This is a genomic window from Cupriavidus laharis (genome assembly GCF_914271435.1).
GTDB lineage: Bacteria > Pseudomonadota > Gammaproteobacteria > Burkholderiales > Burkholderiaceae > Cupriavidus > Cupriavidus laharis.
The window spans coordinates 77829-101770 of record NZ_CAJZAI010000012.1 but is presented as its reverse complement, the minus strand read 5'-3'; the positions used below and the strand labels follow the sequence as shown (position 1 = coordinate 101770).

Annotated in this window: 25 protein-coding genes; 4 read left to right on the top strand and 21 right to left on the bottom strand. The window is 62.0% G+C overall.

The genetic code is table 11. From position 1 onward, the window contains the following. Positions 1-77 precede the first annotated feature (77 nt). The 21 genes from LDO29_RS21335 to LDO29_RS21235 form a co-directional block, all read right to left on the bottom strand. Positions 78-1643: a hypothetical protein gene (locus LDO29_RS21335; RefSeq protein WP_224081729.1), complete on the bottom strand. Its 1566-nt coding sequence runs from the start codon at positions 1641-1643 to the stop codon at positions 78-80. Between the two features lie 96 nt (positions 1644-1739). Further along, positions 1740-2111: a hypothetical protein gene (locus LDO29_RS21330; RefSeq protein WP_224081728.1), complete on the bottom strand. Its 372-nt coding sequence runs from the start codon at positions 2109-2111 to the stop codon at positions 1740-1742. 230 nt (positions 2112-2341) lie between these two features. Beyond that, positions 2342-2815 carry a hypothetical protein gene (locus LDO29_RS21325; protein WP_224081727.1) on the bottom strand — a complete coding sequence of 158 codons (474 nt, stop codon included), beginning with the start codon at positions 2813-2815 and terminating at the stop codon, positions 2342-2344. Positions 2816-2825: 10 nt separating this feature from the next. Beyond that, entirely contained in the window at positions 2826-3206 is a 381-nt protein-coding gene (locus LDO29_RS21320) for a hypothetical protein (protein ID WP_224081726.1), read from the bottom strand. A 195-nt stretch (positions 3207-3401) separates the two neighbouring features. Next, on the bottom strand, positions 3402-3782 hold the full coding sequence (locus LDO29_RS21315) for a hypothetical protein (RefSeq protein ID WP_224081725.1): 381 nt from the start codon (positions 3780-3782) through the stop codon (positions 3402-3404). A 189-nt stretch (positions 3783-3971) separates the two neighbouring features. After that, positions 3972-4439 (bottom strand): outer membrane lipoprotein, encoded by a 468-nt coding sequence (locus LDO29_RS21310; protein ID WP_224081724.1) that lies wholly within the window; start codon positions 4437-4439, stop codon positions 3972-3974. 125 nt (positions 4440-4564) lie between these two features. After that, positions 4565-4825 carry a hypothetical protein gene (locus LDO29_RS21305; protein WP_224081723.1) on the bottom strand — a complete coding sequence of 87 codons (261 nt, stop codon included), beginning with the start codon at positions 4823-4825 and terminating at the stop codon, positions 4565-4567. A 63-nt stretch (positions 4826-4888) separates the two neighbouring features. Further along, entirely contained in the window at positions 4889-5683 is a 795-nt protein-coding gene (locus tag LDO29_RS21300; protein ID WP_224081722.1) for a PRTRC system ThiF family protein, read from the bottom strand. Continuing rightward, entirely contained in the window at positions 5680-6324 is a 645-nt protein-coding gene (locus tag LDO29_RS21295; RefSeq protein WP_224081721.1) for a PRTRC system protein A, read from the bottom strand. Before LDO29_RS21295 ends, LDO29_RS21300 begins: the two co-directional genes overlap by 4 nt. A 2-nt stretch (positions 6325-6326) precedes the next feature. Continuing rightward, positions 6327-7046 carry a PRTRC system protein B gene (locus LDO29_RS21290; RefSeq protein ID WP_224081720.1) on the bottom strand — a complete coding sequence of 240 codons (720 nt, stop codon included), beginning with the start codon at positions 7044-7046 and terminating at the stop codon, positions 6327-6329. Positions 7047-7054: 8 nt separating this feature from the next. Beyond that, entirely contained in the window at positions 7055-8041 is a 987-nt protein-coding gene (locus tag LDO29_RS21285) for a PRTRC system protein F (protein ID WP_253074142.1), read from the bottom strand. Between the two features lie 41 nt (positions 8042-8082). Further along, a complete protein-coding gene (locus LDO29_RS21280; protein WP_224081719.1) occupies positions 8083-8301 on the bottom strand; it encodes a hypothetical protein in 219 nt (72 codons plus the stop codon). Further along, entirely contained in the window at positions 8288-8512 is a 225-nt protein-coding gene (locus LDO29_RS21275; protein ID WP_223999906.1) for a PRTRC system protein C, read from the bottom strand. Before LDO29_RS21275 ends, LDO29_RS21280 begins: the two co-directional genes overlap by 14 nt. An 11-nt stretch (positions 8513-8523) precedes the next feature. Continuing rightward, entirely contained in the window at positions 8524-8970 is a 447-nt protein-coding gene (locus LDO29_RS21270; RefSeq protein WP_224081718.1) for a PRTRC system protein E, read from the bottom strand. Between the two features lie 59 nt (positions 8971-9029). After that, complete coding sequence (locus tag LDO29_RS21265; RefSeq protein WP_224081717.1) at positions 9030-10694, bottom strand: PRTRC system ParB family protein; 1665 nt, start codon at positions 10692-10694, stop codon at positions 9030-9032. 636 nt (positions 10695-11330) lie between these two features. After that, positions 11331-12500 (bottom strand): IS91 family transposase, encoded by a 1170-nt coding sequence (locus LDO29_RS21260; protein ID WP_224081716.1) that lies wholly within the window; start codon positions 12498-12500, stop codon positions 11331-11333. Positions 12501-12521: 21 nt separating this feature from the next. Next, positions 12522-13397, bottom strand: coding sequence for a tyrosine-type recombinase/integrase (locus LDO29_RS21255; protein ID WP_224081715.1), 876 nt, complete (start codon positions 13395-13397; stop codon positions 12522-12524). Positions 13398-14112: 715 nt separating this feature from the next. Next, on the bottom strand, positions 14113-14721 hold the full coding sequence (ttdB, locus tag LDO29_RS21250; RefSeq protein ID WP_224010931.1) for a L(+)-tartrate dehydratase subunit beta: 609 nt from the start codon (positions 14719-14721) through the stop codon (positions 14113-14115). After that, a complete protein-coding gene (gene ttdA, locus LDO29_RS21245; RefSeq protein WP_224010933.1) occupies positions 14718-15617 on the bottom strand; it encodes a L(+)-tartrate dehydratase subunit alpha in 900 nt (299 codons plus the stop codon). Before ttdA ends, ttdB begins: the two co-directional genes overlap by 4 nt. A 44-nt stretch (positions 15618-15661) precedes the next feature. Continuing rightward, complete coding sequence (locus LDO29_RS21240) at positions 15662-16963, bottom strand: MFS transporter (RefSeq protein ID WP_224010949.1); 1302 nt, start codon at positions 16961-16963, stop codon at positions 15662-15664. A 501-nt stretch (positions 16964-17464) separates the two neighbouring features. Beyond that, positions 17465-18388 carry a LysR substrate-binding domain-containing protein gene (locus LDO29_RS21235; protein WP_224010935.1) on the bottom strand — a complete coding sequence of 308 codons (924 nt, stop codon included), beginning with the start codon at positions 18386-18388 and terminating at the stop codon, positions 17465-17467. 124 nt (positions 18389-18512) lie between these two features. On the opposite strand from LDO29_RS21235, the gene LDO29_RS21230 reads away from it, so the two are divergent. The 4 genes from LDO29_RS21230 (at position 18513) to eno (ending at position 23936) form a co-directional block, all read left to right on the top strand. Next, entirely contained in the window at positions 18513-19601 is a 1089-nt protein-coding gene (locus LDO29_RS21230) for a tartrate dehydrogenase (RefSeq protein ID WP_224010937.1), read from the top strand. A gap of 338 nt (positions 19602-19939) precedes the next feature. Then, positions 19940-21208: a glycerate kinase type-2 family protein gene (locus LDO29_RS21225; protein WP_224081714.1), complete on the top strand. Its 1269-nt coding sequence runs from the start codon at positions 19940-19942 to the stop codon at positions 21206-21208. Positions 21209-21221: 13 nt separating this feature from the next. Then, positions 21222-22640 carry a pyruvate kinase gene (gene pyk / locus LDO29_RS21220; protein WP_224081713.1) on the top strand — a complete coding sequence of 473 codons (1419 nt, stop codon included), beginning with the start codon at positions 21222-21224 and terminating at the stop codon, positions 22638-22640. Positions 22641-22649: 9 nt separating this feature from the next. Beyond that, positions 22650-23936, top strand: a complete 1287-nt coding sequence (eno, locus tag LDO29_RS21215) for a phosphopyruvate hydratase (protein WP_224081712.1) — start codon at positions 22650-22652, stop codon at positions 23934-23936. Positions 23937-23942: the final 6 nt, after the last annotated feature.

The window sequence follows — 23942 nt, the reverse complement described above, 5'->3', positions numbered from 1 at the left end:
AAAGGCGAGAGATTGCGTATCGCTTATGAGGGAGAGAGGTCCCCCGGCGCAAGGCCGGGGGAAATTTGCAAGGAAGCTCACGCGGCCATCGCCAGCGCGGTCACCGGCTTGGACAGGCGGGCACGGGCATAGTCCAGCGTGCCATCCTTGGCCCGCAGGCGCCGGGCGGTGCGTGTCGCGGGCTGCTCAATGTAGTAGACCCTAGCGCTCCCACGCGGGAAGTGTCGGATCTGGCTGAAGCCTTCATCGATGCACAGATCCACGTACTCCCGGCCGTTCATCCGCTTGCCATTCAGATTCCAGCGCGAGGCCTCGGCACGCTTGCGCGCACATTCGGCGTCTTGCTCCTGCAGGCGCTGGGACTTCGCAGCCTGGGCCTGAAGCTCCCACTGCTGCTGCTCCGACTCGGAAAAGCCGCACATCTCGAAGATGCGGCGCCGGCGCGTTATCGCGGGGACTCCCGTCAGCGCGACACCGCACACCTCACGCAGGGCACGCTTGGACGACGTGTTGCGGTCGTTCGGCGTATCGAGGACCTGCAGCAGCGTCGCGATGTCCCGCTGCAGCACGGCCAGGGCGAAGCGGTTGGGCCAGCTGAAGCTGGCATGGTCCCGTTCGACTGCGGCCATGGTCATTTCCGACTGGAAGCGCCGCTCACTGAGGTTGCCCTTGGTCCGCTCCGCTGCCACTCGCTCAACGTGCTTCGCATATCGCTTAGCACCGATCAAGGCGTGCAAACGTGCGGCCAGCGGCGACACCGGTTTGGCATCGTCTCCGGTCGGGGCCTTGCCCAACGGGGCGGAGAGCGGTGGGACCACTTTCGCGGCATACAGGGCATTGTCGACGTCGACATGGGTGCAGTCATCAGGCAGCGGCTTCACCAAGGCAATCAGGCGTGCAGCGTTGCGCGCCGTGATCGCCAGCTTGTCATGGCGCATCACCGAGCACAGCGCCTGCAGCTTGTTGGCGGACAGTGCACCCCGTAGCGCTGGTACCTCGATCAACGTTTGCAGCCAGTGCAGGTCGTGGCGCCCGGCATCCACGGCATCGCCGTCACGGCGGTAGGCGTTCAAGATGCAGTCTCGGACAGGTTCGCCGCGCTGCAATGCATAGGCGACGTGGACCTCATGGCGGCAGTTCGTGCCAGCACCCGGCGAGTACTCCGGTCCGTTGGTCCCGTAGCCGAAGCGCCGATAGAACTCTTCATGCACGAAGCTGCTCGCGTCGAAGGGCTCTGCCACCGCAAACAGGTCGAGGTTCGCAGACTGGGAATTCCCAGCCTGGTCCGGATCGACTGCCTCGTTGGTGAACACCGCCAACCGTCCGGCCGCAGCCACCGCTTGCCAGGAGGTGCGGCTCAGTTCATGCGGACGCAGCACTTTGCCGTCCGGCCGGACGATGTAGCGGTCGACCTCATCGAGGATTGAGGTCAGTATGGCTTTAGCCTCGCCAGCAGGCCGGACTGCGAACCTCCCTGAAGGGAGACGCAGCACAGGAATGGCGCCGCGCTCCACATGTCGCACAGAAATTTCCTCTGCACGCATGCCGGGCTTCTGGCCAGGCTCATGGTTAAGCAATGCCAGCACGCCGGCGAGGGTCGTGCGGCTCTCGACCCGTTCCGGCCCAATTGAGATCACGTACATGGTTTGCTCCGAAAGCGACGGAGCAAGCCCATCGGGGCATTGCCCCGTATGGGTTGAAAGGTAGCAGCGACGCGAGATCAAACTCGCGGACGATGGTCAGGCGCTTGGCGAAGCGTCCGCGGCGGCGTCCGCGCGGGCGTCGGCAATCCACTCGAGCAGCTCGGTGGACTGGATTTTCCAGACCGGTCCACGCGCGAAGCCGGTGGAAAGCATGCGCACTGGCGCGAACAGCTCTGTCTCAAGCAATGCCGCTAAGACGTCCACGGGTACATTCCACGCCGCCACGAACACCTCGTCATCCGCCAGCGGATGGCAGGGAACGTTGCAGGTGAGATCGACGTAGGGCATGAAGTCGTCGGCGCAAACCAGCGACAGCGCTGGGCGATTGTTGCTTTGGTAGACGTGGACGCGCAGATGCAGGCCTGCCGGGTAGCTGGCTACGCCAGCGCAAAGGATTCGGTCTTCCATGGGGGACTCCTGAGTGCAGGGGCGCCCCATCGGGGCGCGCCCCGTGTGGGTGTTGGTGGTGGACACAAAAAACGCACCCCAAAGGGTGCGTCAGAGCAGACGTCCGGGAAACCGGACACCTGAGAGGATCGATGGCGGTCAGTCCTTGTGGTAGCGACGACCGTTCTGGTCGGCCCACAACAGGTAAGCCGCGAACAGCAGGGTCACAAGCAAAAGCGGTGGACCAAACATCACTTGTCTCCTTTCGAAAGGACGGCGCCTACGACGAATAGTACACCGGCCATCAGAAACAGGCATGCGCCATTCCCTATAGTGGTGAGGTTCCAGACCCTGGCTCCGGACAGGTAGGTGACCGAGCCAATCGTCGCAGCAGCCGACAGCGTATGAGCCAGGCGCCCATACTGCAAGCGCTGGTCCTTTGATGGGGTCTTTACGGCCATCCGGGCTTCCTGCAACCATCCGCGCTTTGCTACGCTAGCACGGTCAACCCGGTATGTCGGTCCCTCCTCGCGGATGAGCGGATACTGGTAACCGTCTTCGAGCAACATTAGGACATGCCGCTCGCCCAGCGCTGTGGACGCGTCCACTAGACTGTCCACGCGCGCTGGCAGCATGACAAGCCCGGAACTTCGCTCGTAGTGTACCGAGCACGAGAACTCATCCCCGCTCGTCGACTTCAGAAGGACTTTGGCGATCTGGGTCATCGCGGCCCCTTCAGCTGCGCCGGCCGGCCACCACGCGGAGCGTGGCGACGAGCGACGCATAGCCTTCCGGAGAGCCGATCGACTGCAGGCAGACCGCGTTGTCCCGACCGCCGGTGTGGTCGTCGCGGCCGCGGCAGGTGCGAAAGCTCATGCTGGCGGCCGTCTGCTGCGGCGCGTGGGCAATCTGCACATACAGCGTATCGGTGTGCAGCACATAGAGGTCGGTGCGATCGCGGCGATGGCGGCGTTCGCGGACGGTGAAGTCCCGCTGGCGGAGTCCAAGGTCGCTCGCCAGGCGGCGAATGACGCGCGAGGCATCGCGCTTGAGGGTGGCGCAAGCGGCGGCGTTGCCGGGCTGGTGCGGTCGGTTAATGGATTTTGGGATTTTCATGGCAGTCTTTGGTAAATCGGGACAGCCATCCCCACGGGACAGTGTCCCGCAATGGGTGAAGGTCTGGGCAAGCCAGACGTGGTTCGATGCGTCGACGACGCGATCAAAGGGTGCTTGCCGAATCGGCGCTCGATTGAGCAAACGCCCTCCTCTGACTGCGCAACGCCCAGGGCGCCGCGCAAGCCAGCGAAGTGATCAGTCTAGGTCCAGCGCGCGATTGATGGCGCGCGCCGTCTGCCAGGCCTGTTCTCGATTGAACATCTTGGCCGAGACCAGTTTGCGTAGCGTAGTGCTACTGGAGGGACCCTCTACGATCGTTGCGATGTGATCGACGTGGACACGCCAGCCTTCCGACATACCGCGCTCCACAGAGACTGCGAAGCGGTGGCGGGCATGCTCAGCTGGCCAGGGCGCGGTAGGTCGAAGACCATACTGTGCTTCATCGGCGTCGGCGAGGAAGTTTGTCGGGATGATCCACTCCGGCTCGAGTTCGATCGCACGCAGGGTGAGTGCGAGCAGGTCGGAAACTTCCTGCACGGTCTTGCCTTCGGTGGTGATCGGGGAAATGGTTTGCATAGTCGGCTCCAGAAAGGGGACGCCGCTCACGGAGGCGGTGCCCCGTGGGTGCAAGGGATGGTCCTGGACAAGCCAGGCGCAGGTTTCGATGCGCCACATGACGCCATCAAAAGCGCTTGCCCAAGCGCGAACGCTGGGGCAAGCCCTTTCGGGCTTGCAAGGGATGGGAGAGCCTGTGCGGCCCTCGAGTCATCGCGTCAGGCGGTAGTTACTTCCCGACGACACCAGGTACAGCCGCTCGCCAGAAACGAACTGCTGTTCCGAGCCCTGTGTCACAACGAGCTGACGGCCATTGTCCGTACGGACGATGACCTCGACGCCGTCACGCTGCGACAGGTGTGTGGCAGTGAGTTGGCCGACGACGCCGGCCGCGGTTCCCGACAGGGCGCCGGCGATGTAACGACCATCGCCATTGCCAATCACGCGGGCGCCAAGGACCGCGCCAACCAATGTGCTGAGAATTGCAGGAACGCCTGAGCTTGCCGAGAGCATGCTGTCGCCCGCGATGACGACATTGCGAACTCGTAGCACGGTCACCTGCTCGACGGACCCGGTGCGCATGGCGTCGGATCCACGATAGGTATTCGGCGAGGATTGCGCAGCGCAGCCAGTGAACAGGCTAACGATGGCAACGAACAGGAAAAAACGCTTAATCATGATGGCCTCACGTAAAAATGGGCCAACATGCCCACGGGCAGGAAGGCCCGTAGGGGGAAGAAAAAAAGCTGTGCCAGCGATGCCGGCAATGTCGATGCGTCAGGGACGCGGAAAGTGCAGCTATGTTAGCAGTCCTGGCCTGTGGCAAGCAATCGTCCGCAGTCATCGCAGGTGCAACCCTGCCAATCCGCCGCGTCACGCGTGGGATACAGACTCTTAAATCCGGAGAAATCCCCGGTGAACGGGGCGAACGGTACGCCGTTGCCATCCTTCGGCCGGCCGTATGCCTGCCTGCGGAATTTGGTCTTTGTGCAGTCCGCGCAGTGCACCGTATCGTGATAAAGATAGCCAAAGGGCGGCGCAATGGTGGTCTGAAGCTCGGACATGATGTCCTCCTGAAAATGAAAGCCCCCCAAGCAAGTTGGGGGGCAATTACATGAAGCGTTGGATCATTTCGTCGGCGCTCGCTTACGAGACGCCTTCGTTGGCAGCTTGTAGCCGAAGCGTTCCCAGGCTGCCGGGTCGACCGGCAGCGGGTTCGTCCGGCCGGCGGCCAGATTCACGAAGGCACCGCAGTACTGCAGCGTGCCAGTGCGAAAGAGCGTCCAGAGCAGGTTGTAAGCCTGCACGGCGATGGCCTGATTGATGACCAGCGACTGCTTGCGCAGTGCATCGGCCATCGAGCAGGACGGCGCCGTGTCCGCCTTGTCCCCTTTCGGGTTCAGCAGTTCCGGGAACAGATCGCCCACATGAGGCAACCGGTCGGCGGCCTTGCCTCGGACCTGACCAAGAATGACCTGGCCGCTATCGGATTCGTTGCCGCAGTCGAGGTAGTAGCCACCGGTTCCGCGTTGCATCGACCCAAGGATGGCCTTACGGGCCGCCCGCGTGTCGACGCAACCGACCACCAGGTCGCACACGAAGCGGTCTTTGCTACCGATCCGGCGTGTTTTCGCTTCCCAGCGGGTACCCATCAGGTTATTCAACCGGTTCACCAGCAACGTAGCCTTGTACTGGCCTACGTCCACTGGGTAGAACCCCTGGCGGCCCACGTTGGTTTCGCTCACCGTGTCGTCGTCATACACCGTGCAATCAATGCCACCGGGATGACCGAGTTCCAACATCGCGTGGTGCAGTCTGGCGAGACTCGGCAGCAAGGCGCTGCCGGTACCGCCGGCGCCAACAACCGCGACACGCCATGCTCGCTGGGTCATCGCAGCGGGGATCTGATGGACGAGGCTCATGCGACCTCCCCGTAAGCTGCCGTTGCACGAAACCACGCGACCGGGACCGGCTTGACGTCTTCCATGATCCCCTTCGCGCACAGGCGCAGTGCCAGTGACGGATACTGACGGTCACACTCGCCAACGACCAATGCAAACTTCACGTCGAAGCGGTCGTCGGCATTGTCGGTCGAGGAGAAGCATGCACGATGGCGCCCGTGCGAGTGACAGTCCATCACCAGCACCTCCGCCTCTTCCAGCCGTGGCCGGTCGTAGCGAAGGTGGCCTGGCCCATGCTCCAGGATTCGCACCGGAATAAGCCGGAACGCGCGGGTCTGGCTGTTCCAGGCGATCCACGCGCCCGTCTCGTTCGGGTGGGCATCGCGAGCCATTCGGGCGAACTGCCCAATTAACTCCAGCGGTACCTGACCACAGTGAAGCTCCGTGGCCGGCTGGACAGCACCGTACGGGATCGGCGTCTCGAATACATAGGATGCCAGCCGGCGGACCAGGCGGATCCACGGTCGAGCGATTTCCAGGAAGATGCCGTTCTGGCCAATCAGGAGCCGTTCCCCGGACGTCTGCATTGGGTGCAGATCTCCAAAGCGCGGAACCATGACGGTCGGAAAGGACTGTTGCAGGGCAGTATCAGCGGGATGCATGTTCAATGGTCAAGTTTGCCGGCGATGAGATCGGCCAGCGTGAGGTTCATGGAGATCAGGACGGTCTTGGGGTAGTTGCGAAACTTCCCCTCAAGCATGTCCTTCCAGAAGGCGTAAGCGCCGCGCTCGTAGTTCACGCGCTGACCGCCCACATTGGGGTGAGTGAATGCAGAGTTGAAAAAACTCTCTTCCCACCCGGTAATGGAAGCCACGTCGATCTGCTTGGGCACTTGTGCGCTCCCGATGCAGATCTTTCCCTGGTCCCAGGTGTTGAAGTACGGAGGTTCATGCAGGACCGTGGTCGGCACCGGGCGATCTTCGCCGTCCAGCGCGAAGACCCGAAATCCCGCATGAGACGCCTGGAATACCAGCGCCGGATGCGGAACGACAGCGCTGCGTTTGCCCAGCTCCTTGCAATCGAAGAAAACACGCCGCTCGCCCGCCGGACACCACCACGTCACCGCGGTGGGACTGACCGACAGGACGTTCGGCGTCAGGAATTCGCCTTTCGGCAGCGCTTCCTTGGCAACCTGGCGCACGGCGTAGATCAGCGCCTGCCGGTTGAGCGGCGTGCCAGGACCCATCACCGGACGCCCGCCCACATCCTGTTGGATGACGTGGGCGGTTGCGTACGAGAACTGCTCGGGCCGAGCGCCGTAAAGCAAAATGGCCCCTTGCAGGGCCACATCGTGTGACCGCGAGGCGGTCAGAATTTCGGCCATGAGGCCTCCTATGAAGAAATGAGCGTGAGTACGCGGTCGAGGGCACCGATGATCCGCAGCATCCCGTCCAAATCCCGGAACTGCTTTCGAATGGCGTCAGGTTCGCTCGCTAGCGGAATGAAGCATTGGAAAAGGGTCGCATCACCGGAGTTGTTAATGCAGTCGTAGTGGTCGTCCAGGAGTTCCGAGACGTAGTCACAATCGCTGAACGCGATGATTGCGGCCGAGTAGGCAGGCTCCGCCCACTGCGAGCCCTCAAGCGCTGACCGCTCGCCCTGTTGGGCAACGAGCAACTGCAGGTCGGCGAGCGCCCCACATAGCTCTCCTACCCAGCCGCGTTGCGAACGCGATAGGGCACGAAGCATGCGCTGGCTCAGCGTGCGCAAATGAGAGGACCCTGAGTTGGTATGACAGAACTTCGGCAACGTGTCATCGGGTGCCAGTTCAGGGCGCACGACGGACGGCAGGTAGCGCTCGATATCGGAATCGTCCTCTCCGAAGCGCTCTTTCAAGAAGCTCCGTGCATCGTCGTCATCGGTGAGCGTGGAATCAAACTCCCAATGCCAGCGCGCGAACATGTCCAGCAACTCATCCGGCGTGCGGAGGTACAACGACTTGCCCGCCGCGGCATTGATGATGCCCATTGCCGTGTAGAGCAATGAAGAGTGCACCGCTCGCAATGCCTGTGCGCGCTCCATGCCGATGACATAGGTCTCGTCGCCGGGCAAGTCAACGCCCAGGTACAGCGGGTTGTCCAGCTCTTCGTCCCAGCCGAACTGGCTCACCTGATCGGCGACTGCCGACTGATCGAGCAACGAGAAGCTGAACTGCAACCGCTGGCACTTCGGCATGCGGGCGCCAATCCACGCGAACATCGCCTGGGCGAAGGCATCTCCAGCACCGGTGGGATTCACGACATGCGCGGCACGGAGCACGCCAGTCGCAAACTGCACGCGAACCAGGTCCGTGAAGTCCACGTCCTCTTGGTAAGCCAGAGAGGCCTTGCCGGGGACCCCTGCTGGGATGACCGGAAGCGTCAGAAAATCATGGGCAGGTCGACGTTGGGCAGCGGAATGCTGTCGCGATGACGACCATGCGGGTTGTCCTCCAACGTCTTCAAGAACAAACGACCGAGGATCGAACAGCATTGTTGAATCTCCTCAGAATGAAAAAAAACCGCCCTTTCGGGCGGCTTCGTGTTCGGATGGCTGAACTGTCCGGTGGACAGCGCCTTCATCAGATCAGACTTGCGCATAGGCGCCCTTCGCGCCGGCGGCGCGAACGAACGTGTAGTGCGCGACATCGCCCTTGTGCTCCGGGCCATCCACCGCGGCGGTGGTCAACTCCGGGTACTGGGCGGAATACACGTCGCGTACCTGTTCCGGGGAAAACGTCGGCCCCGGGTCCATCAGCGTCATGCCGTTGTAGGAAAACTCGCGCTTGAGCTTCTTGACTTCGATAGCCATTGCGATCCCCCTCAACCGAGCAAATCGGCAAGGTTGGTGCCGGCCGGTTCGGCGGGCTGCTCGGGCTCGGCTTTCGCCTGTGTGCCCGCACCTTCACCGCTTTCCTCAACCTCATCATCAGCATCCGCCGACGACGAAGGGGACGTGGGCGAGGCCTTGACCAGCGCCTTCGTCGCCTTGACCGACTGCGTGGACTTGGCGGCATCCAGGATCGATTTTGTTGCCTCGGCCTGCTCGGCCAGAGACTGGCGAGCGTCGGTGACCGTGGAGACAGCGTCAGCGAACCCAGCATCGAGTTCCGCCGGCGATGCGGACAGCGCCAGAGGCGTTGCGAGCGCACCGTCGGTCGGGTTCTTGACGACCGGGACAACGACAACAGACATCGTGTCGCCCTGCATGGTGAGGGTAAGCACGACCTTTTCGCTCGCACGAACGAGCGGAACGAGTTCCGAGAACATGGGAGATTCCTTGAGAATGGGCAAGAGAGAGGCGCACGCGGCGCCTCAGAGAAGATGAATCAGAAGCAAAGGACCTTGGGCACCTTGCCGCTGTAGTCGAAGCCTTCCACGTGGAGAAGCGCCTCGATCAGTTCCGGTTTGGATTTGTTGAACACCTTGCCGAAGTTGTCACCAAGCGCAGCGCGCAAGCCGAGTTCGTCCGCAAGCACCTTCATCTCGGACTTCGTGAGCATCTCCAGGAAGTCCTTCGACTTCTGAAGATTCCAGTGCTGGCGCAAGTCAAGCTTGTGGTACTGGCACAGCGCTGTCAGGTCACTGACGTCGATCCCTTCGATTGCAGCGACAGTGAGCGCAATGGTCAGGTTCTGGCGCTTGCCGGCGTCCAGATCGTGGACTGCTGACAAGTTCTTCTTGAGATCCGTGGCCGATGATTTCTCGTCCACGAGCTTCTCAAAGATCTTGCCCATCGTCTCGCCGGAAATGTGGCGGGTCAGCCCCGTCAGTGCCATCGCCAGCAGATAGGTGTTGGCCGTGTCAGCACTGGCCGCCGCCTCGCGGCGCAAGGCCTTGCGCCACAGCGCGGTCCGGTAGGCTTTCACCTTCTCGGATTCGCTGATCCGCGTGACGGGCTTCTCCTCGGCCGTAGCCTTGGTTGTGCCCTTCGACACAGCCTGTGTGCTCGCCGCAGCTTTCGCGGGCGCCTGCTTGGCCGCCTTGGTATCGCGCTCCGCCTTTAAACGTGCCGCCACCTTTTTGGTGTTGCACGCAGTATCGAAGCACTGGCCGCGATAGACCTTGCCGATGCTGTCCGGCAAGGCGCTAACGGCCGCCCCAAAGTTCTCGCAGGCGTGACAGGCTTTCGCCTGTTCCTCGCCAACGCCCGTCGGGCCGTCCACCACCAGTTGCACGCGCGTGTGGTTGTCCCCCGCGCGCACAATCCGTATCACCGGGTACTCATCCCTCAGGCCATAGGCAACCGTTTCCAGTTGCTTGTCGGTCTTGTGGCTGTAGCACGTGCGGTTGGTGCAATTGCCGGTGGCAATGGCCTCGCCGAACATTTCCGTCTGCAACGACGAATTGTGTGGGCAGGCAGCGCAGTCGGCCTTGTCGAAGATGGCCGTGGCGAGACTGCACGCGGCGGCCTCGATGGTCTTCTTCAGCTCGGCAATCGACTTTCGCTCGGCGATGATGACCGGCAGAAGCTTGTCCTGCTTGTCCTTGGCCAGGGTAGCCAGGAGTTCGGCGTGACCAAGCTGGAGCGCGCGCGTGTTGAGCGCGTCGAGCACGGCTTCGCTGCAGTTCATGAGCGCCAGGCGCTTGTCCAGCGTCGAGCGGGACCAGCCGAGTACGCGGGCAGCTTCATCGCGATCGCCCTTGTAACGACCAACGATCCGGGCCGCCGCCAGAGCCTCCTCGGAAGGAGCCATGTCGGCGCGCTGGATATTGGCGATCAGCGCAATTTCATCGGCTTCCTCATCTGTCAGATGCTTGATGACAACGGGCGCGTCGTAATCGGGCCCGAGCGGCTGAGCGCCGCGGTATCGCCGCTCGCCGTCGACGAGCTCGAACTCATTATCGTCGACGGGACGAACCACGAGAGGCTGGATGATGCCTACAGCCTTGATCGAGGCTTCCATCTCCGCCATCTCCGCGGGATCGAAATACTTACGGGGATTGCGGCCAGGACGGATCTTGCCGAGCTTGACGGTAAGTTGGGATTGCATTTGGGTTCTCCGGAACGGAAATGGGAACCCGTAGCCGCACCGGGAACAGGTTCCCGATGGGATAAGAAGGAAGGCATGGCGGCCCGGCACTGCGGGAAGCCAATTACTGCAAAAAGCTGTGCACCGGGTGGTGCGAGGTCGATGCGTCAGAGACGCGGAAGTAGCCGCAAGAATAGCGCAATTGTGCTGACCGCGCCAGTTGCCGCCGGGTGCGCACGAATCTAACAGGAAAAAAAAATGGCTCTTCGTTGATTTGCGGCGAGGACCAAGCGACCGAGTTCGTTTAGGGTTGTTCGATGCCTGCCGTCACCCGCAGGAATGTGAGTGTGCCACCGCGCTTTGCTGGCAGGCGGCGAACAAGCCTCGATGGAGGAAACCGCGGAGTGCTCCGAGGCGGTCGGAGTGTTGGCGGCTATGGCGATTGATCGGCCGGGATGCCCAACGGTGCTGGAGGCTGCGCGGTCAAATAAGATGTTAGATAGGGCCTGGTGCGGTGACGAGGTGGTCGAGTCGCGCAGTCTTGAGGATGAAGCGGACGTGCGAGGGGCTTGGCGAAGCGGCAAGCGCAAGCGTCCGCTCGTAGGCCGCGTTGCCGCAAAGCCGACGGTCGAGTTGCACGTCCAGGAAGCGTGGCGCTCATGTCTGGCCTCGCCGCTTGGGTGGTGCGCGAATGGGCGCAGTGCGCTCCAGGATCTCGATGACGATCATCGGCGCACCGCAGTGCCGGCAGACGAAGACCGCAGGGATAGCAACCCCGGGATCGTCGGGCTGGGTGTCGACCTCAGGCACGACACCCAGCAGTTCACGGGCCTTCGCGAGACTGGCGCGGCGCACCGGGTTGGCGAGCAGGCCGTAGTGACGGATGCGATGGAAGCCGGCGGGCAGCACATGGAGCAGGAAGCGGCGTATGAACTCGCCGGTTTCGAGCGTCATGATCTTGTGGCGGGTGCGTCCCTTTGCGCGGTAGTCCTTCCAGCGGAAGGTGACACCGCGTTCATCGAAGGCGACCAGGCGCTGGTTGGAGATCGCCACGCGGTGCGTGTAGCGTGAGAGGTATTCGAGGACGGCGTCCGGTCCGGCAAAGGGACGTTTAGCGTAGACGACCCACTCGCAAGTGCGCAGCGGCGCGAGCCACCGTGCAAAGGTGGCCGCATTGGCAAGCTCCGTGTATTCGCCGAAGAACTGCAACTGGCCACGCTGGTGAGCGGATTCGAGCGCTTCGAGGAAGCGGCGCCGGAACAGACGCGACAGGACGCGCACGGGCAGGAAGAAGCCGCGCCGACATGCGATCCACCGCTCACCATCGGGCGAGAGGCCCCCGCCCGGGATGATGCCGTGCACGTGCGGATGATGCGTCAGCGCCGAGCCCCAGGTGTGCAGCACGAGCGTGGCGCCAATCTGGGCACCGAGGTGCCTGGGATCCGCGGCGATGGTACGCAGTGTTTCGGCGGCAATGTCGAACAGCAGCCCGTAGATCACCGTCTTGTTGTACCAGGCGATCGCACCGACCGGTGCAGGCAGTGTGAACACGACGTGGTAGTACTCGACAGGCAGCAGGTCGGCCTGGCGCGCTTCGAGCCAACGGTGGGCGGCACTGGCCTGGCACTTCGTGCAATGGCGGTTGCGGCAGGAGTTGAAGGCGACCTCGATGCGCTCGCAACCTGAACAGCGCAGCACATGCCCGCCCAGCGCCGCCGTGCGGCACTGTTCGATGGCCGACATGACCTTCAACTGCCCCAGGCTCAGGTGTGTCGTGGCTCGCCACGCTGGCCCGTGGCTGCGGAAGATGTCCGCAACCTCCAGCATGAGGTGCTGCAGCGCGCGGGCTTACTCGGGAGGCAGTCGGTCCAGCGGGCTGGTGACCTCGTGCAGCAGGTCGGTGGCCACTTGGACGTAGAGCGCGGTGTTCTCGAGCTTGGCATGGCCGAGCAGCACCTGGATCACGCGGATGTCCACCTTCTGTTCGAGCAGGTGCGTGGCAAAGCTGTGCCGCAAGGTGTGCATGGACACGCGCTTGTCGATGTGCGCAGCTTCGGCGGCGGCGTGGATGGCGCGGTTCAGTTGCCGAGTGCTGAGCGCGTCGACGGGATCGAGCCCGGGAAACAGCCAGCCGCGATCCAGCATCTTGCCTTGGGCCCGGGCCACGTGCCACCAGGTACGCAGGCGCTCGAGCAGCACTGGGGAAAGCATGGCGTAGCGATCGCGGCGGCCCTTGCCCTGTTCGATGCGCAGCGTCATGCGCTGGCTGTCGACGTCGGTCACCTTCAGGGCCACCACTTCGCTGGCGCGCAGGCCGGCGCCGTAGGCAACCGACAGCGCGGTCTGGTGCTTGAGGTTGCCGGCCGCCTCGATTAGCCGGCGCACTTCATCGGGGCTGAGCACGACGGGCAATGTGCGGGGCACGCGCACCGGGTGCATCCTGACCATCAGCTCAGGCCGGTCGAGCGTGACTTCGAAGAAGAACTTCAGGCCGGTGATCGCGTGGTTCAGTGACACAGGCGATGTGCCGTGATCGACGAGATGCAGTTGGTAGCGCCGCAGGTCCTCGACGGTGGCGGTGTCAGGTGAGCGCCCGAGAAACCGGGCAAATTCGTGCACGATGTGCAGATAGGTGTCCTGCGTCTTCGGCGAAAGCTGACGCATGCGCATGTCGTCGATCATGCGCTGACGCAGTGGACTGGCGTTTGCCGGTAAGGAGGTCATGATTCGGCTCCTGTGGAGAACGAGGCGGATTGCCTCATTCGCCAACATAGAACCGTGTGACCGGCCTCTCCCTGACCGCAACCGTATGGCCGTAGCCCCTACCGCGCGAGCGGTTTAGTCCGCCGGCCAATTGCCGACAGTTGCAACTCGCCCTCGAATGGCCGCTTCGGGTAGCACACCGGACATCTCTACGAGGATGGCAAAGACGACTACATGGTGTTAATTCGAAAAAATAGCGCCGCGGCAGGGCGGTCGTGGTGTCAAAGCTCGAATGAGGCCCGGCGGACTGGCCACTGCGGGCCCTGCCTGTTCGAATACCTTGGTCATGCCAATATTGCTGGACTCCTCAATCACCCTGCCGCGGTCAGAACACCGTTGGCACCATCGTCGGTGATGTTGGCCCTTCAAGCATGTAGCGGCGCAGGTCCTGTGTCGATGAGCGTGTCCGGTGTCACTCCCGCGGCGAAGCTTGGCGGGGGTAGCCGTCCTCCGCCTGCCTTGGCGACAACACAAAAGCCGACTGCTGCGTTCTAGATAGAACAAAGACGGTGCCCGGTTCTTTTGGATGGATTCCCTCCGGGCACCGTTCAAACAACACCGACTGCCGACGCCGCACCGGAAGTCAACTCGGTCACTGAGCGCAGGCGCCCAGGAGCGATAAATCTGTTTTGAGACATCGCCGGCCCGCTACCGCCCGATCGTGACCCACAACTAATTACTTGATGAAGCTCAACTGCTGATTGATCCGATCCAGAACGGGCTGCTTCTTTGCCTTGAATTCTTCCTTGTTCTGCTGGATCAGATTGTTACCTTTGGTGTCGATGGAAATGATCAGCGGGCCAAATTCCTTGACACGGTTCACCCACAGCGTTTCAGGCATACCCAAGTCCTGCCACTCCGCCGCTTCGATCTCCTCGACCTGCGTGGCTGCGAGCACCGCGCATCCGCCCGGGAAAATGGCATGCACTGCGATGTTCTCCTGGCAGCCTGCCGCCGTCTCCGGACCCATGCCCCCCTTACCAACGATCAGTTTGACGCCTGTTTGACGGATAAACTCGCGCTCAAACTTCTCCATGCGCATGCTCGTGGTCGGCCCGATGGAAACCATCTCGAACTTGCCGTCTTCCTTCTTGCGCACAATGGGGCCCGCGTGAAAGATCGCCCCGCCCTCCAGATTCACCGGGAGCTCACGGCCCTGCTCGATGAGTCGACGATGTGCGACATCGCGGCAAGTGACGAGTCGCCCAGTGAGGTACACCACGTCACCAACATTCAGATCGGCAAGGTCTTCGTCTTTGATAGGCGTAGTCAGAATCTTCTTCACAGCACCACTCCTTCGTGGGAAATGATTTCGTACGACATGTCCGCGTTGATGCGGATCTTTCCGCGCCGGTGCGCCCAGCATCCCGTGTTGACCGCCACACCAATGGTCGAAGGATGGCGTGCGGAAGATTCGATATTCACGCCCATGACGCTGTTGTTGCCCGTCAAGCCTTGGGGTCCGATACCAATCTCGTTCAGCCCCTGTTCCAACAGATCCTCCATCAGCGCGGCACGGGGATTGTCGCTCTTCGAGTCCACGGGACGCATGATTGCCAGCTTGGACAAGCGGGCGGCCGTCTCGACCGATGTCGACACACCGACGCCAACGAGAAGCGGCGGGCACGCATTGACGCCACGCTCCGTGATGACATCCATCACGAACTCCGCGACACCTTCATAACCTTGCCCTGGCATCAGCACCTTTGCCGCCCCAGGCAGTGTGCAGCCGCCACCCGCCATGTAGACGTCGATGGTGCACGTGTCACGGTCGGGAACGATGCGCCAGTCAAGCCAAGGAATCTGCGTGCCGGTGTTCGTGCCGGTGTTCTTCTCGTCGAACGTTTCCACCGCGTTATGGCGCAGCGGACCGATGCGCGTTGCTTCTGCCGTCGCTTCCTTCAGGATGTCCTCAAGCTCTCCAAGCAGTGGGAAGTGGGCGCCAGCCTCAACAAAGTACTGGATCACGCCGGTATCCTGGCAGCTCGGCCGGTCGAGCTTGTCTGCCGCCTCTTGATTGCCCGCCATCGAGTCATAGATCGATTTGGCCAACGGATTCGTTTCCATCGTCCGCAGCTCGCCAAGCTTCTTCGTGACATCCTTCGGCAGGCGCTTGCCGATGTAGGCCGTGAACTTGGCCATCGTGTCGGTCAACGCGACAACAGCGCTTTCCTTTTCCATGGAGTACTCCAGTTTCTTTGTGGGGGTATGCAAGCCGCGTACGCTCAGTGCGCAGCGACCTCGTTTGTGCTTGGCTTTACTTTCTGCGCCAGCGAGAGAATTAGCGCGAGCGTTGCGGAAAGAACCAAGAGACCTGCGACAAAATACAAACCGCCGGAGAAGCTGCCGGTCTTGTCCTTAACCCATCCAATCATTGCAGGTCCGACGAACCCGCCGAGGTTGCCGATCGAGTTGATCGTCGCTATACCGGTCGCGGCTGCCGCGCCAGACAGGAACATCGTTGGCATGCTCCAGAGCGGGGGCTTGGCGCAACTGATGCCTACGTTGACAAGCGTGAGCGCAGCGATCAGTCCGATGACGCCGTTCGAATTGCCCGCGATGACCAGGCCGACGGCGGCTGCGAGACAGGGCAGCACAACGTGCCACGTCCGTTCCCGGGTCCGGTCGGAATGCCGCGACCAGATCACCATGGCGACCACCGAGACCAACGGCGGAATCGCATTCAGCACGCCAACCGTCATCGAAGACATGCCGAGCTGCTTGATGATCTGCGGCGCCCAGATGCCGAGCGTATACAGCCCAGCCGAAGTGCCGAAGTAGATCAATGACAAGGCAATTACCCGGAAATCGGCCAAGCCGCGCAGGATGCTGTGACCGCTGTGTTTGGCCTTCCCCGCATTCTCTTCCTCCATGACTTTCACAAGCCATTCGCGCTCGTCATCCTGCAGCCATCGCGCCTGCTGAGGCCGGTCCGTCATGTAAAAGAACACGACCACGCCAAGCACCACCGCCGGAATGGCCTCAAGCAGGAACATCCATTTCCATCCGGCCAAGCCCCAGAATCCGTGCATTTCGAGGAGTGCCGCCGAGAGCGGCGATCCAAGTGCCGTTGAGATCGGTGCCGCGGCCATGAAGAAGGCCGTGACCCCTGCGCGGTGCTTCGCCGGGAACCAGTAGCTCAGGTACAGAATGATGCCGGGGAAGAAGCCGGCTTCGGCGGCGCCAAGCAGAAAGCGAATGACGTAGAAGCTCGTAGTCCCTTGGACAAACGCCATCGCCCCGGAGATCAGGCCCCAGGTCAGCATCACGCGGGCGATCCAGAGCCGTGCTCCTACCTTGTGTAAAGCAATGTTGGAGGGCACCTCAAACAGGAAGTAACCCCAGAAGAAGATGCCTGCGCCGAAGCCAAGAATCGACGCAGTAAAGCCGAGGTCATCCTTCATGGTGAGCGACGCAAAGCCGATGTTGACTCGGTCGATATAGGCGATGAAGTACAGCAGCATGATAAACGGCACGATGCGCCAAGTGATCTTGCGCAAGGTGCGTTTCTCAATGTCTCGCTCCATTTTTATGTCTCCATGTCTCCGACTGGCAGTGCCAATCATGTGTGAGGTTTCTTGTCTGGCTACGCTGAGGGACTTGCCCTTCTGCGACATCGGATCTGAGCTCTTCGGCTGCATTGGATCGAACGCCTTTTCTCGCGTCGATGTTTCGATTGCCATGTGCGTCAGCACGGTGAACAGCGCGATGGCGCTGCTAGCCAGCAAGTCGAGGTCGCGTGCCGCTCTCGTGAATGGAGCGTTATTGCGTGGAGTGGATTTTGGTGGCGCGGGACGCCAATGGCGCGAGGGCGAAGTTAAACTGCTCTTAACTTCAGCTTAAAGATGGGGGCAGAAAAGCTTAGCTGTTCACGCGTAGGACCGCGCAAAACGCGCATCAGGGCGGCGTGCGCCGTACTGGCCTGTCGCCCTAAGCCTTCGCGGGACACGCGAAAAGGGATGCGCAACGCGGCCGCCGTCGAGTGACATGCCTAGGGCTGCGGCAAGGCGTATCAGAGGGAAGAAGTTTTACTTGCCGAATTGCCCGAATTTTTTGGCCAGGAACTCGACGAAGAGCCGAATACGTGAGGACAACTGGTGCCGCTGCTGATACACCGCGTAGATATCTGCTTCGGGCGTCGCGTAGTTGGAGAGGACCTGCACCAGCCTGCCGCTACGCAGGTAACGTTCAACATCCCATTCCGCCCGCAACACGATGCCATGTCCCTCTAGCGCCCAGTGGACGGCAATCTCGCCGTCGTTGGTCGTGAGGTTGCCACGCACATGGATCGACTCCGACTGCTGTTTCGGACCCTTCGTGGCTCCAAGGCGCCACACGCCGTAGGCATCGCTACCCTGCCGAATTCCGATGCAGTTGTGTCGCAAGAGTTCTTGCGGTGTTTGCGGTACGCCGTGCTCCCTAAGATACATCGGCGACGCGCACAGGATGCGGCGGTTCGGCGCCAAGTGCCGCGCCACGACTCTCGCATCCGGCGGCTCGCCAAAACGGACGCAGACGTCGAACGCATCCTCGATTAACGGCGGCGGGTCGGCCGATAGTTGCAACTGCACGTCCACATCCGGATACATGCGCGAATACTCGGAAATGACCGGCGCTACGTGCATGCGTCCAAAGCCAAGCGTAGCGTTTACCCTTAACAGGCCGCTAGGCCGTCCCTTGGCACTGGTCAGCAACTGTTCGAGATCGTCAATATCGCCAAGAATGCGGCGGGCATGCTCCAGCAGAACTTCGCCCTCGGGGGTCAGACTCATACGACGGGTCGTACGCGTCACGAGTGGCATGCCGATACGCGTCTCCATCAGCGCCAAGCGCTTGCTGACGGCCGCGGTCGAAATCCCAAGATCCCGTGCCGCTGCACTAAGGCTGCCGGCGCCCGCGACCGACACGAAAAAGCCCAGCTCCGCCGGCTGGATCGCATTCCCTGCACCCATCTGAATCTTCAACCTGTAGTTAAAAACGGTTTAACTTTAGCCGCAGTCAAAACTTGCGTCTACCCGACAGAATCACCTTCACGCATTTTTGGTTGAAGTTCGATTCAAAAACAGGAGACGAAAGATGAAGACGTACAAGATCGCAACCATCCCGGGTGACGGCATCGGCAAGGAAGTAGTGCCCGCGGGTCGTGAAGTCATGGAAGCCTTGGCCGCTGCCGGCGCCAACTTCCGCTTCGAGTTCGAGGACTTCGACTGGGGCGGCGACTACTACCGCCAGCACGGCGTGATGATGCCCGCCGATGGCCTGGATGCACTGCGCGACAAGGACGCGATCCTGTTCGGCTCGGCCGGCGACAACCAGATTCCCGACCACATCACGCTCTGGGGCCTGCGCCTGAAGATTTGCCAGGGCTTCGACCAATACGCCAACGTGCGTCCGACGCGCATCCTGCCCGGCATCGATGGCCCGCTCAAGCGTTGCGCGCCCGAAGACCTGAACTGGGTCATCGTGCGCGAGAACTCCGAGGGTGAATACTCGGGCGTGGGCGGCCGCGTCCACCAGGGCCATCCGATCGAAGCTGCCACTGACGTGTGCATGATGACGCGTGTGGGTGTCGAGCGCATTCTGCGATTCGCCTTCAAGCTGGCCCAATCGCGTCCGCGCAAGCTCCTGACCGTGATCACCAAATCCAATGCCCAGCGTCACGCCATGGTGATGTGGGACGAAGTGGCTGTAGAAGTCGCGAAGGACTTCCCGGACGTCACGTGGGACAAGGAACTGGTCGATGCCGCCACCGCGCGCATGGTAAACCGCCCGAAGACACTCGACACGATCGTGGCCACCAACCTGCACGCCGACATCCTGAGCGACCTGGCCGCCGCGCTGGCCGGCAGCCTGGGCATCGCCCCGACCGGCAACATCGATCCGGAACGCCGCTACCCGTCGATGTTCGAACCGATCCATGGCTCCGCCTTCGACATCATGGGCAAGGGTCTGGCCAACCCGGTAGGCACCTTCTGGTCGGTGGTCATGCTGCTGGAACACCTCGGCGAAAACGACGCGGCCCAGCGCGTGATGGCCGCCATCGAAGCCGTGACCGCCAACCCGGCGCTGCACACCGGCGACCTCGGTGGCAAGGCCAAGACCGTTGACGTCACCAAGGCGGTCTGCGACTTCCTGGCGAAGAGCCAACAGAACCTGGCCGCCTGAGCCGCAGAGGGTATACACCCCCACCGCACGATTGCGTGCACCGCGGGCACCTTTTGCGCACGCACCCTTGCGCTAGCTCAAACAGCCACCAGAGCTGCTAGCGCGAGAACATTCCGAATCAGAAGGAGACAGCCATGATTCACAGAGTGGAGGGCCCGCAGTCCGTCAAAATCGCTCCATTGGACCGGCTCTCCGCAGCCGCAGGATTTTTGCGCAGAAGAGCCGGCCAGGCCGACCATGGCGGCCACGCCAAGCGCTGTCTCCCCAAGCTTCGCGCGCTTCTACAAAGAACCGCCGAAGCCCATGCCCATTTGCTCCACTAGCTCTCCGACATAATCATGAACGCGGATCAGGCGCGCGGCTTGCTGCGCGAAATGTTCGATGCGGCGATCGCCGCAGCGCAGCCGTCTAGAACGCTGGCACACCATCTTCCCGAGCGTCCCCGCGGACGCACCATCGTGATCGGCGCCGGAAAAGCCTCAGCCGCCATGGCGCAGGCGTTTGAATCGGCTTGTCCCTGGCCTGTCGAAGGGCTGGTCGTCACCCGGTATGGATATGCGGTGTCCTGCACACACATCGAAATCGTCGAAGCTGCACATCCCGTGCCCGATCAGGCAGGCCATGACGCCGCGCGGCGCTTGCTCGAACTGGTATCGAACCTCACGGAAGACGACCTGGTTGTCAGCTTGATTTCCGGCGGTGGCTCCTCACTGCTGCCTTTGCCACTGTCGGGCATCTCACTCGAAGACAAACAGGCCGTCAATCGCGAGCTATTGAAGTCCGGCGCGACCATTACGGAGATGAACTGCGTTCGCCGCCACCTCTCGGCTATCAAGGGCGGTCGTCTGGCGGCCATCTGCCATCCCGCAAAGGTCTTCAATCTGCTGCTCTCCGATGTTCCCGGGGATGACCCCATCGATATCGCATCCGGGCCGACTGTCGCCGATCCGACCACGCGCGACGACGCAATCGACATTCTGCGGCGCTACGCCATCGAGGTGCCCTCGCACGTGATGACGGCGCTCAGCACCGAGCAGGCGGAAACCATCAAGCCGGGCAGCCCGCAACTGCCGCCGATCCAGACCACGATGATCGCCACGCCCCGCATGGCTCTCGAAGCCGCAGCGGCAATGGCGCGTCGCGCCGGCCTGCCGGTGTACATGCTTGGTGACGCTATCGAAGGCGAAGCCCGTGATGTCGGCCTCGTGCTGGGATCCCTAGCCTTGGAAGCGGCGAACCACCAGCAACCGTTCGCGCCGCCCTGCGTCCTGCTCTCAGGCGGCGAGACGACCGTGACAGTGCGAGGCACTGGCCGCGGCGGTCGCAATGTCGAATTCCTGCTGTCCTTGGCGCTCACCCTGCGCGGGCATCCCTCCATCTACGCCTTGGCTGGTGATACCGACGGGGTGGACGGACAGGAAGAGATCGCCGGCGCAGTCATTGCGCCTGACACCCTGCAGCGTGCGAGAGATCTCGGGATCCGTCCCCAGAACGCCCTCGCCAACAATGACGGCCACGGATTCTTCGAGGCATTGGGCGATTCCGTGGTCACCGGCCCGACCCTCACCAACGTCAATGATTTCCGCGCGATCCTGATCGCACCTTGAAAGGCAAGAGAATATGAGACGCCAACGCAATGCAAAGATCGTTGCCACCCTCGGTCCGGCGAGCACGTCCCCCGAGATCATCGACGCGCTGTTTGAGGCTGGAGCCGATGTATTTCGGCTGAACTTCAGTCATGGTTCGCATGACGACCACAAACAGCGACTTGCAACGATCCGCGAGATCGAACAACGCCGCGCTCGTCCCGTCGGCGTCCTGCTCGATCTACAAGGCCCGAAACTCCGGATCGGCACCTTTGCCGAGGGCCCGGTCCAACTCTCCGCGCAAGCAAAATTCCGACTCGATCTGGAAAAGAGCGTGCCGGGAACGAGCGAGCGCGTCAGTCTGCCTCATCCGGAGATTTTCGCTGCATTAGAGGAGGGAACGGAACTGCTTCTCGACGACGGCAAGCTTCGTCTTCGCGTCGATCGCTGCGGGCCCGATTTTGCCGAGACGACTGTCATCAATGGTGGGACATTGTCCGAACGCAAGGGCGTGAACGTGCCCGGCGTTGTGCTGCCGTTGTCGGCCATGACGGAAAAGGACCGACGCGATCTCGACTTCGGCCTGACGCTTGGCGTCGACTGGATCGCACTCTCCTTTGTGCAGCGTCCTGAAGACATCCAGGAAATCAAGGCCATCGTGCAGAATCGCGCAGGCATCGTCGCGAAACTGGAGAAGCCAGCAGCGATCCAGAGCCTCGAGGCCATTGTCGCCGAGTCGGACGCGGTGATGGTCGCCCGTGGTGACCTCGGCGTTGAGATGCCCGCGGAGCAAGTGCCTTCGCTGCAGAAGCAGATCGTTCGCGCATGCCGCAAGGCCGGGAAGCCGGTCATCGTAGCGACCCAAATGCTCGAGTCGATGATCTCTTCGCCGGTTCCCACACGCGCGGAAGCGTCCGACGTGGCCACCGCCATCTACGATGGTGCGGATGCGGTCATGCTTTCCGCCGAATCTGCCTCGGGCCGCTTTCCGGTCGAAGCCGTCAAGATGATGAACAGCATCATCAGCCGCACCGAATCGGATCCGCTTTATCACGACGCAATCCAGGCCTCTCATACCCCACCGCGTGCAGAGGCAGCCGATGCCATCGGCTATGCCGTTCGCCATATTGCTGGGCTGCTGAAGGTCCCAGCGACGGTGGCCTACACCAGTTCCGGATACTCGGCCCTTCGCATGGCCCGCGAGCGCCCGGAGGTTCCGATTCTTGGCATGACACCACGCGTGGCGACCGCGCGCCGTCTCGCACTGGCTTGGGGCGTCCACGCGGTCCTTTGCCATGAAGTCGTCGACGTGCTCGAAATGACCGACCTGGCGAGCCACACCGTCCTGAAGGAGGGCTTTGGGCAGAGCGGTCAATCCATCGTGATCTCGGCCGGCCTGCCCTTCACGGTCGCCGGCACCACCAACCTCCTGCGCATCGCGCAAATCGCCTGAGGAAGCAACATGTCTGTGATTCAAGAAGTGCGTGGTTATGAGGTGCTGGATTCGCGAGGCAATCCTACCGTCGCTGCACAGGTATTGCTTGCCGACGGCAGTGTCGGATTTGCCGCGGCGCCATCGGGCGCTTCCACCGGGTCTCGCGAGGCCATCGAGCTTCGCGACGGAGAACCGCACCGCTATGCTGGCAAGGGCGTCCGGAATGCGGTGAAGCACGTCAACACGGACATTTCGCGCGCACTGTCTGGACTCCCCATCTCCGGACAGGCGGAGATCGATCGTTGCCTGACCCAGCTTGATGGGACGGCGGACAAGTCCAGGCTTGGCGCAAACGCGCTGCTTGCCGTGTCGTTGGCTGCAGCGCGCGCTGCGGCCTCGTCCGCACGGATCCCGCTCTATCGCTCGATTGCCGGCGCAAACCAAGAACTTCGTCTGCCAATGCCGATGATGAACATCGTCAACGGCGGCGCCCACGCCGACAACAACGTCGACATGCAGGAGTTCATGATCCTGCCCATCGGCGCTCCGTCGTTCGCGGAAGCGGTGCGTTGGGGCGCGGAAGTGTTTCACACGCTCAAGTCACTGCTCAAGCAACGTGGCCTGTCGACGGCCGTCGGCGACGAAGGTGGATTTGCACCCGACCTCAAGTCGAATGTCGAGGCGCTTGACGTGATCATGCAGGCCATCGACGCGAGCGGCTTCGAAGCAGGCCGCGATATCGCCTTGGGGCTCGATGTGGCCAGTTCCGAGTTTTACCGTGGCGGCGCTTATGTGCTCGAATCCGAGGGGCGGAGCTATGACGCCGCAGGCTTCGTCGAACTTTTGACGAACTGGGCCGCCCACTACCCGATCGTCTCGATCGAGGATGGCATGGCCGAGAATGATTGGCGCGGTTGGAAGTTGTTGACTGACCGCCTGGGCCGCCAACTCCAGTTGGTGGGCGACGATCTTTTCGTGACCAATACGGCAATCCTGAAGGAAGGCATCGACGCCAGCGTCGCGAATGCCATCCTGATTAAGCCCAATCAGATCGGTACGCTGACCGAGACACTGGCGGCCATCGAGATGGCCCGGACCGCAGGCTATGCATCGGTCATCTCCCACCGCTCAGGTGAAACCGAAGACACCACCATCGCAGACCTGAGCGTTTGTACTGCCGCCACCCAAATCAAGACGGGCTCTCTGTCTCGGTCCGATCGGACGGCAAAGTACAACCGACTGTTGTTCATTGAAGCTGAGTTGGGGTGCGCTGCCACATTCGCGGGGCGCGCCGCCCTATCCGCCTCGAAGTAAAGCCAT

Coding starts and splice junctions, on each gene's coding strand:
- LDO29_RS21240 (WP_224010949.1), bottom strand. CDS start 16,963: ATGGAGCGAGACATTGAGAAACGCACCTTGCGCAAGATCACTTGGCGC.
- LDO29_RS21315 (WP_224081725.1), bottom strand. CDS start 3,782: ATGCAAACCATTTCCCCGATCACCACCGAAGGCAAGACCGTGCAGGAA.
- LDO29_RS21275 (WP_223999906.1), bottom strand. CDS start 8,512: ATGGCTATCGAAGTCAAGAAGCTCAAGCGCGAGTTTTCCTACAACGGC.
- ttdA (WP_224010933.1), bottom strand. CDS start 15,617: ATGGAAAAGGAAAGCGCTGTTGTCGCGTTGACCGACACGATGGCCAAG.
- LDO29_RS21310 (WP_224081724.1), bottom strand. CDS start 4,439: ATGATTAAGCGTTTTTTCCTGTTCGTTGCCATCGTTAGCCTGTTCACT.
- LDO29_RS21260 (WP_224081716.1), bottom strand. CDS start 12,500: ATGCTGGAGGTTGCGGACATCTTCCGCAGCCACGGGCCAGCGTGGCGA.
- LDO29_RS21225 (WP_224081714.1), top strand. CDS start 19,940: ATGAACGCGGATCAGGCGCGCGGCTTGCTGCGCGAAATGTTCGATGCG.
- LDO29_RS21270 (WP_224081718.1), bottom strand. CDS start 8,970: ATGTTCTCGGAACTCGTTCCGCTCGTTCGTGCGAGCGAAAAGGTCGTG.
- pyk (WP_224081713.1), top strand. CDS start 21,222: ATGAGACGCCAACGCAATGCAAAGATCGTTGCCACCCTCGGTCCGGCG.
- LDO29_RS21235 (WP_224010935.1), bottom strand. CDS start 18,388: ATGGGTGCAGGGAATGCGATCCAGCCGGCGGAGCTGGGCTTTTTCGTG.
- eno (WP_224081712.1), top strand. CDS start 22,650: ATGTCTGTGATTCAAGAAGTGCGTGGTTATGAGGTGCTGGATTCGCGA.
- LDO29_RS21320 (WP_224081726.1), bottom strand. CDS start 3,206: ATGAAAATCCCAAAATCCATTAACCGACCGCACCAGCCCGGCAACGCC.
- LDO29_RS21230 (WP_224010937.1), top strand. CDS start 18,513: ATGAAGACGTACAAGATCGCAACCATCCCGGGTGACGGCATCGGCAAG.
- LDO29_RS21335 (WP_224081729.1), bottom strand. CDS start 1,643: ATGTACGTGATCTCAATTGGGCCGGAACGGGTCGAGAGCCGCACGACC.
- LDO29_RS21255 (WP_224081715.1), bottom strand. CDS start 13,397: ATGACCTCCTTACCGGCAAACGCCAGTCCACTGCGTCAGCGCATGATC.
- LDO29_RS21325 (WP_224081727.1), bottom strand. CDS start 2,815: ATGACCCAGATCGCCAAAGTCCTTCTGAAGTCGACGAGCGGGGATGAG.
- LDO29_RS21300 (WP_224081722.1), bottom strand. CDS start 5,683: ATGAGCCTCGTCCATCAGATCCCCGCTGCGATGACCCAGCGAGCATGG.
- LDO29_RS21295 (WP_224081721.1), bottom strand. CDS start 6,324: ATGCATCCCGCTGATACTGCCCTGCAACAGTCCTTTCCGACCGTCATG.
- LDO29_RS21280 (WP_224081719.1), bottom strand. CDS start 8,301: ATGCGCAAGTCTGATCTGATGAAGGCGCTGTCCACCGGACAGTTCAGC.
- LDO29_RS21330 (WP_224081728.1), bottom strand. CDS start 2,111: ATGGAAGACCGAATCCTTTGCGCTGGCGTAGCCAGCTACCCGGCAGGC.
- LDO29_RS21305 (WP_224081723.1), bottom strand. CDS start 4,825: ATGTCCGAGCTTCAGACCACCATTGCGCCGCCCTTTGGCTATCTTTAT.
- LDO29_RS21265 (WP_224081717.1), bottom strand. CDS start 10,694: ATGCAATCCCAACTTACCGTCAAGCTCGGCAAGATCCGTCCTGGCCGC.
- LDO29_RS21290 (WP_224081720.1), bottom strand. CDS start 7,046: ATGGCCGAAATTCTGACCGCCTCGCGGTCACACGATGTGGCCCTGCAA.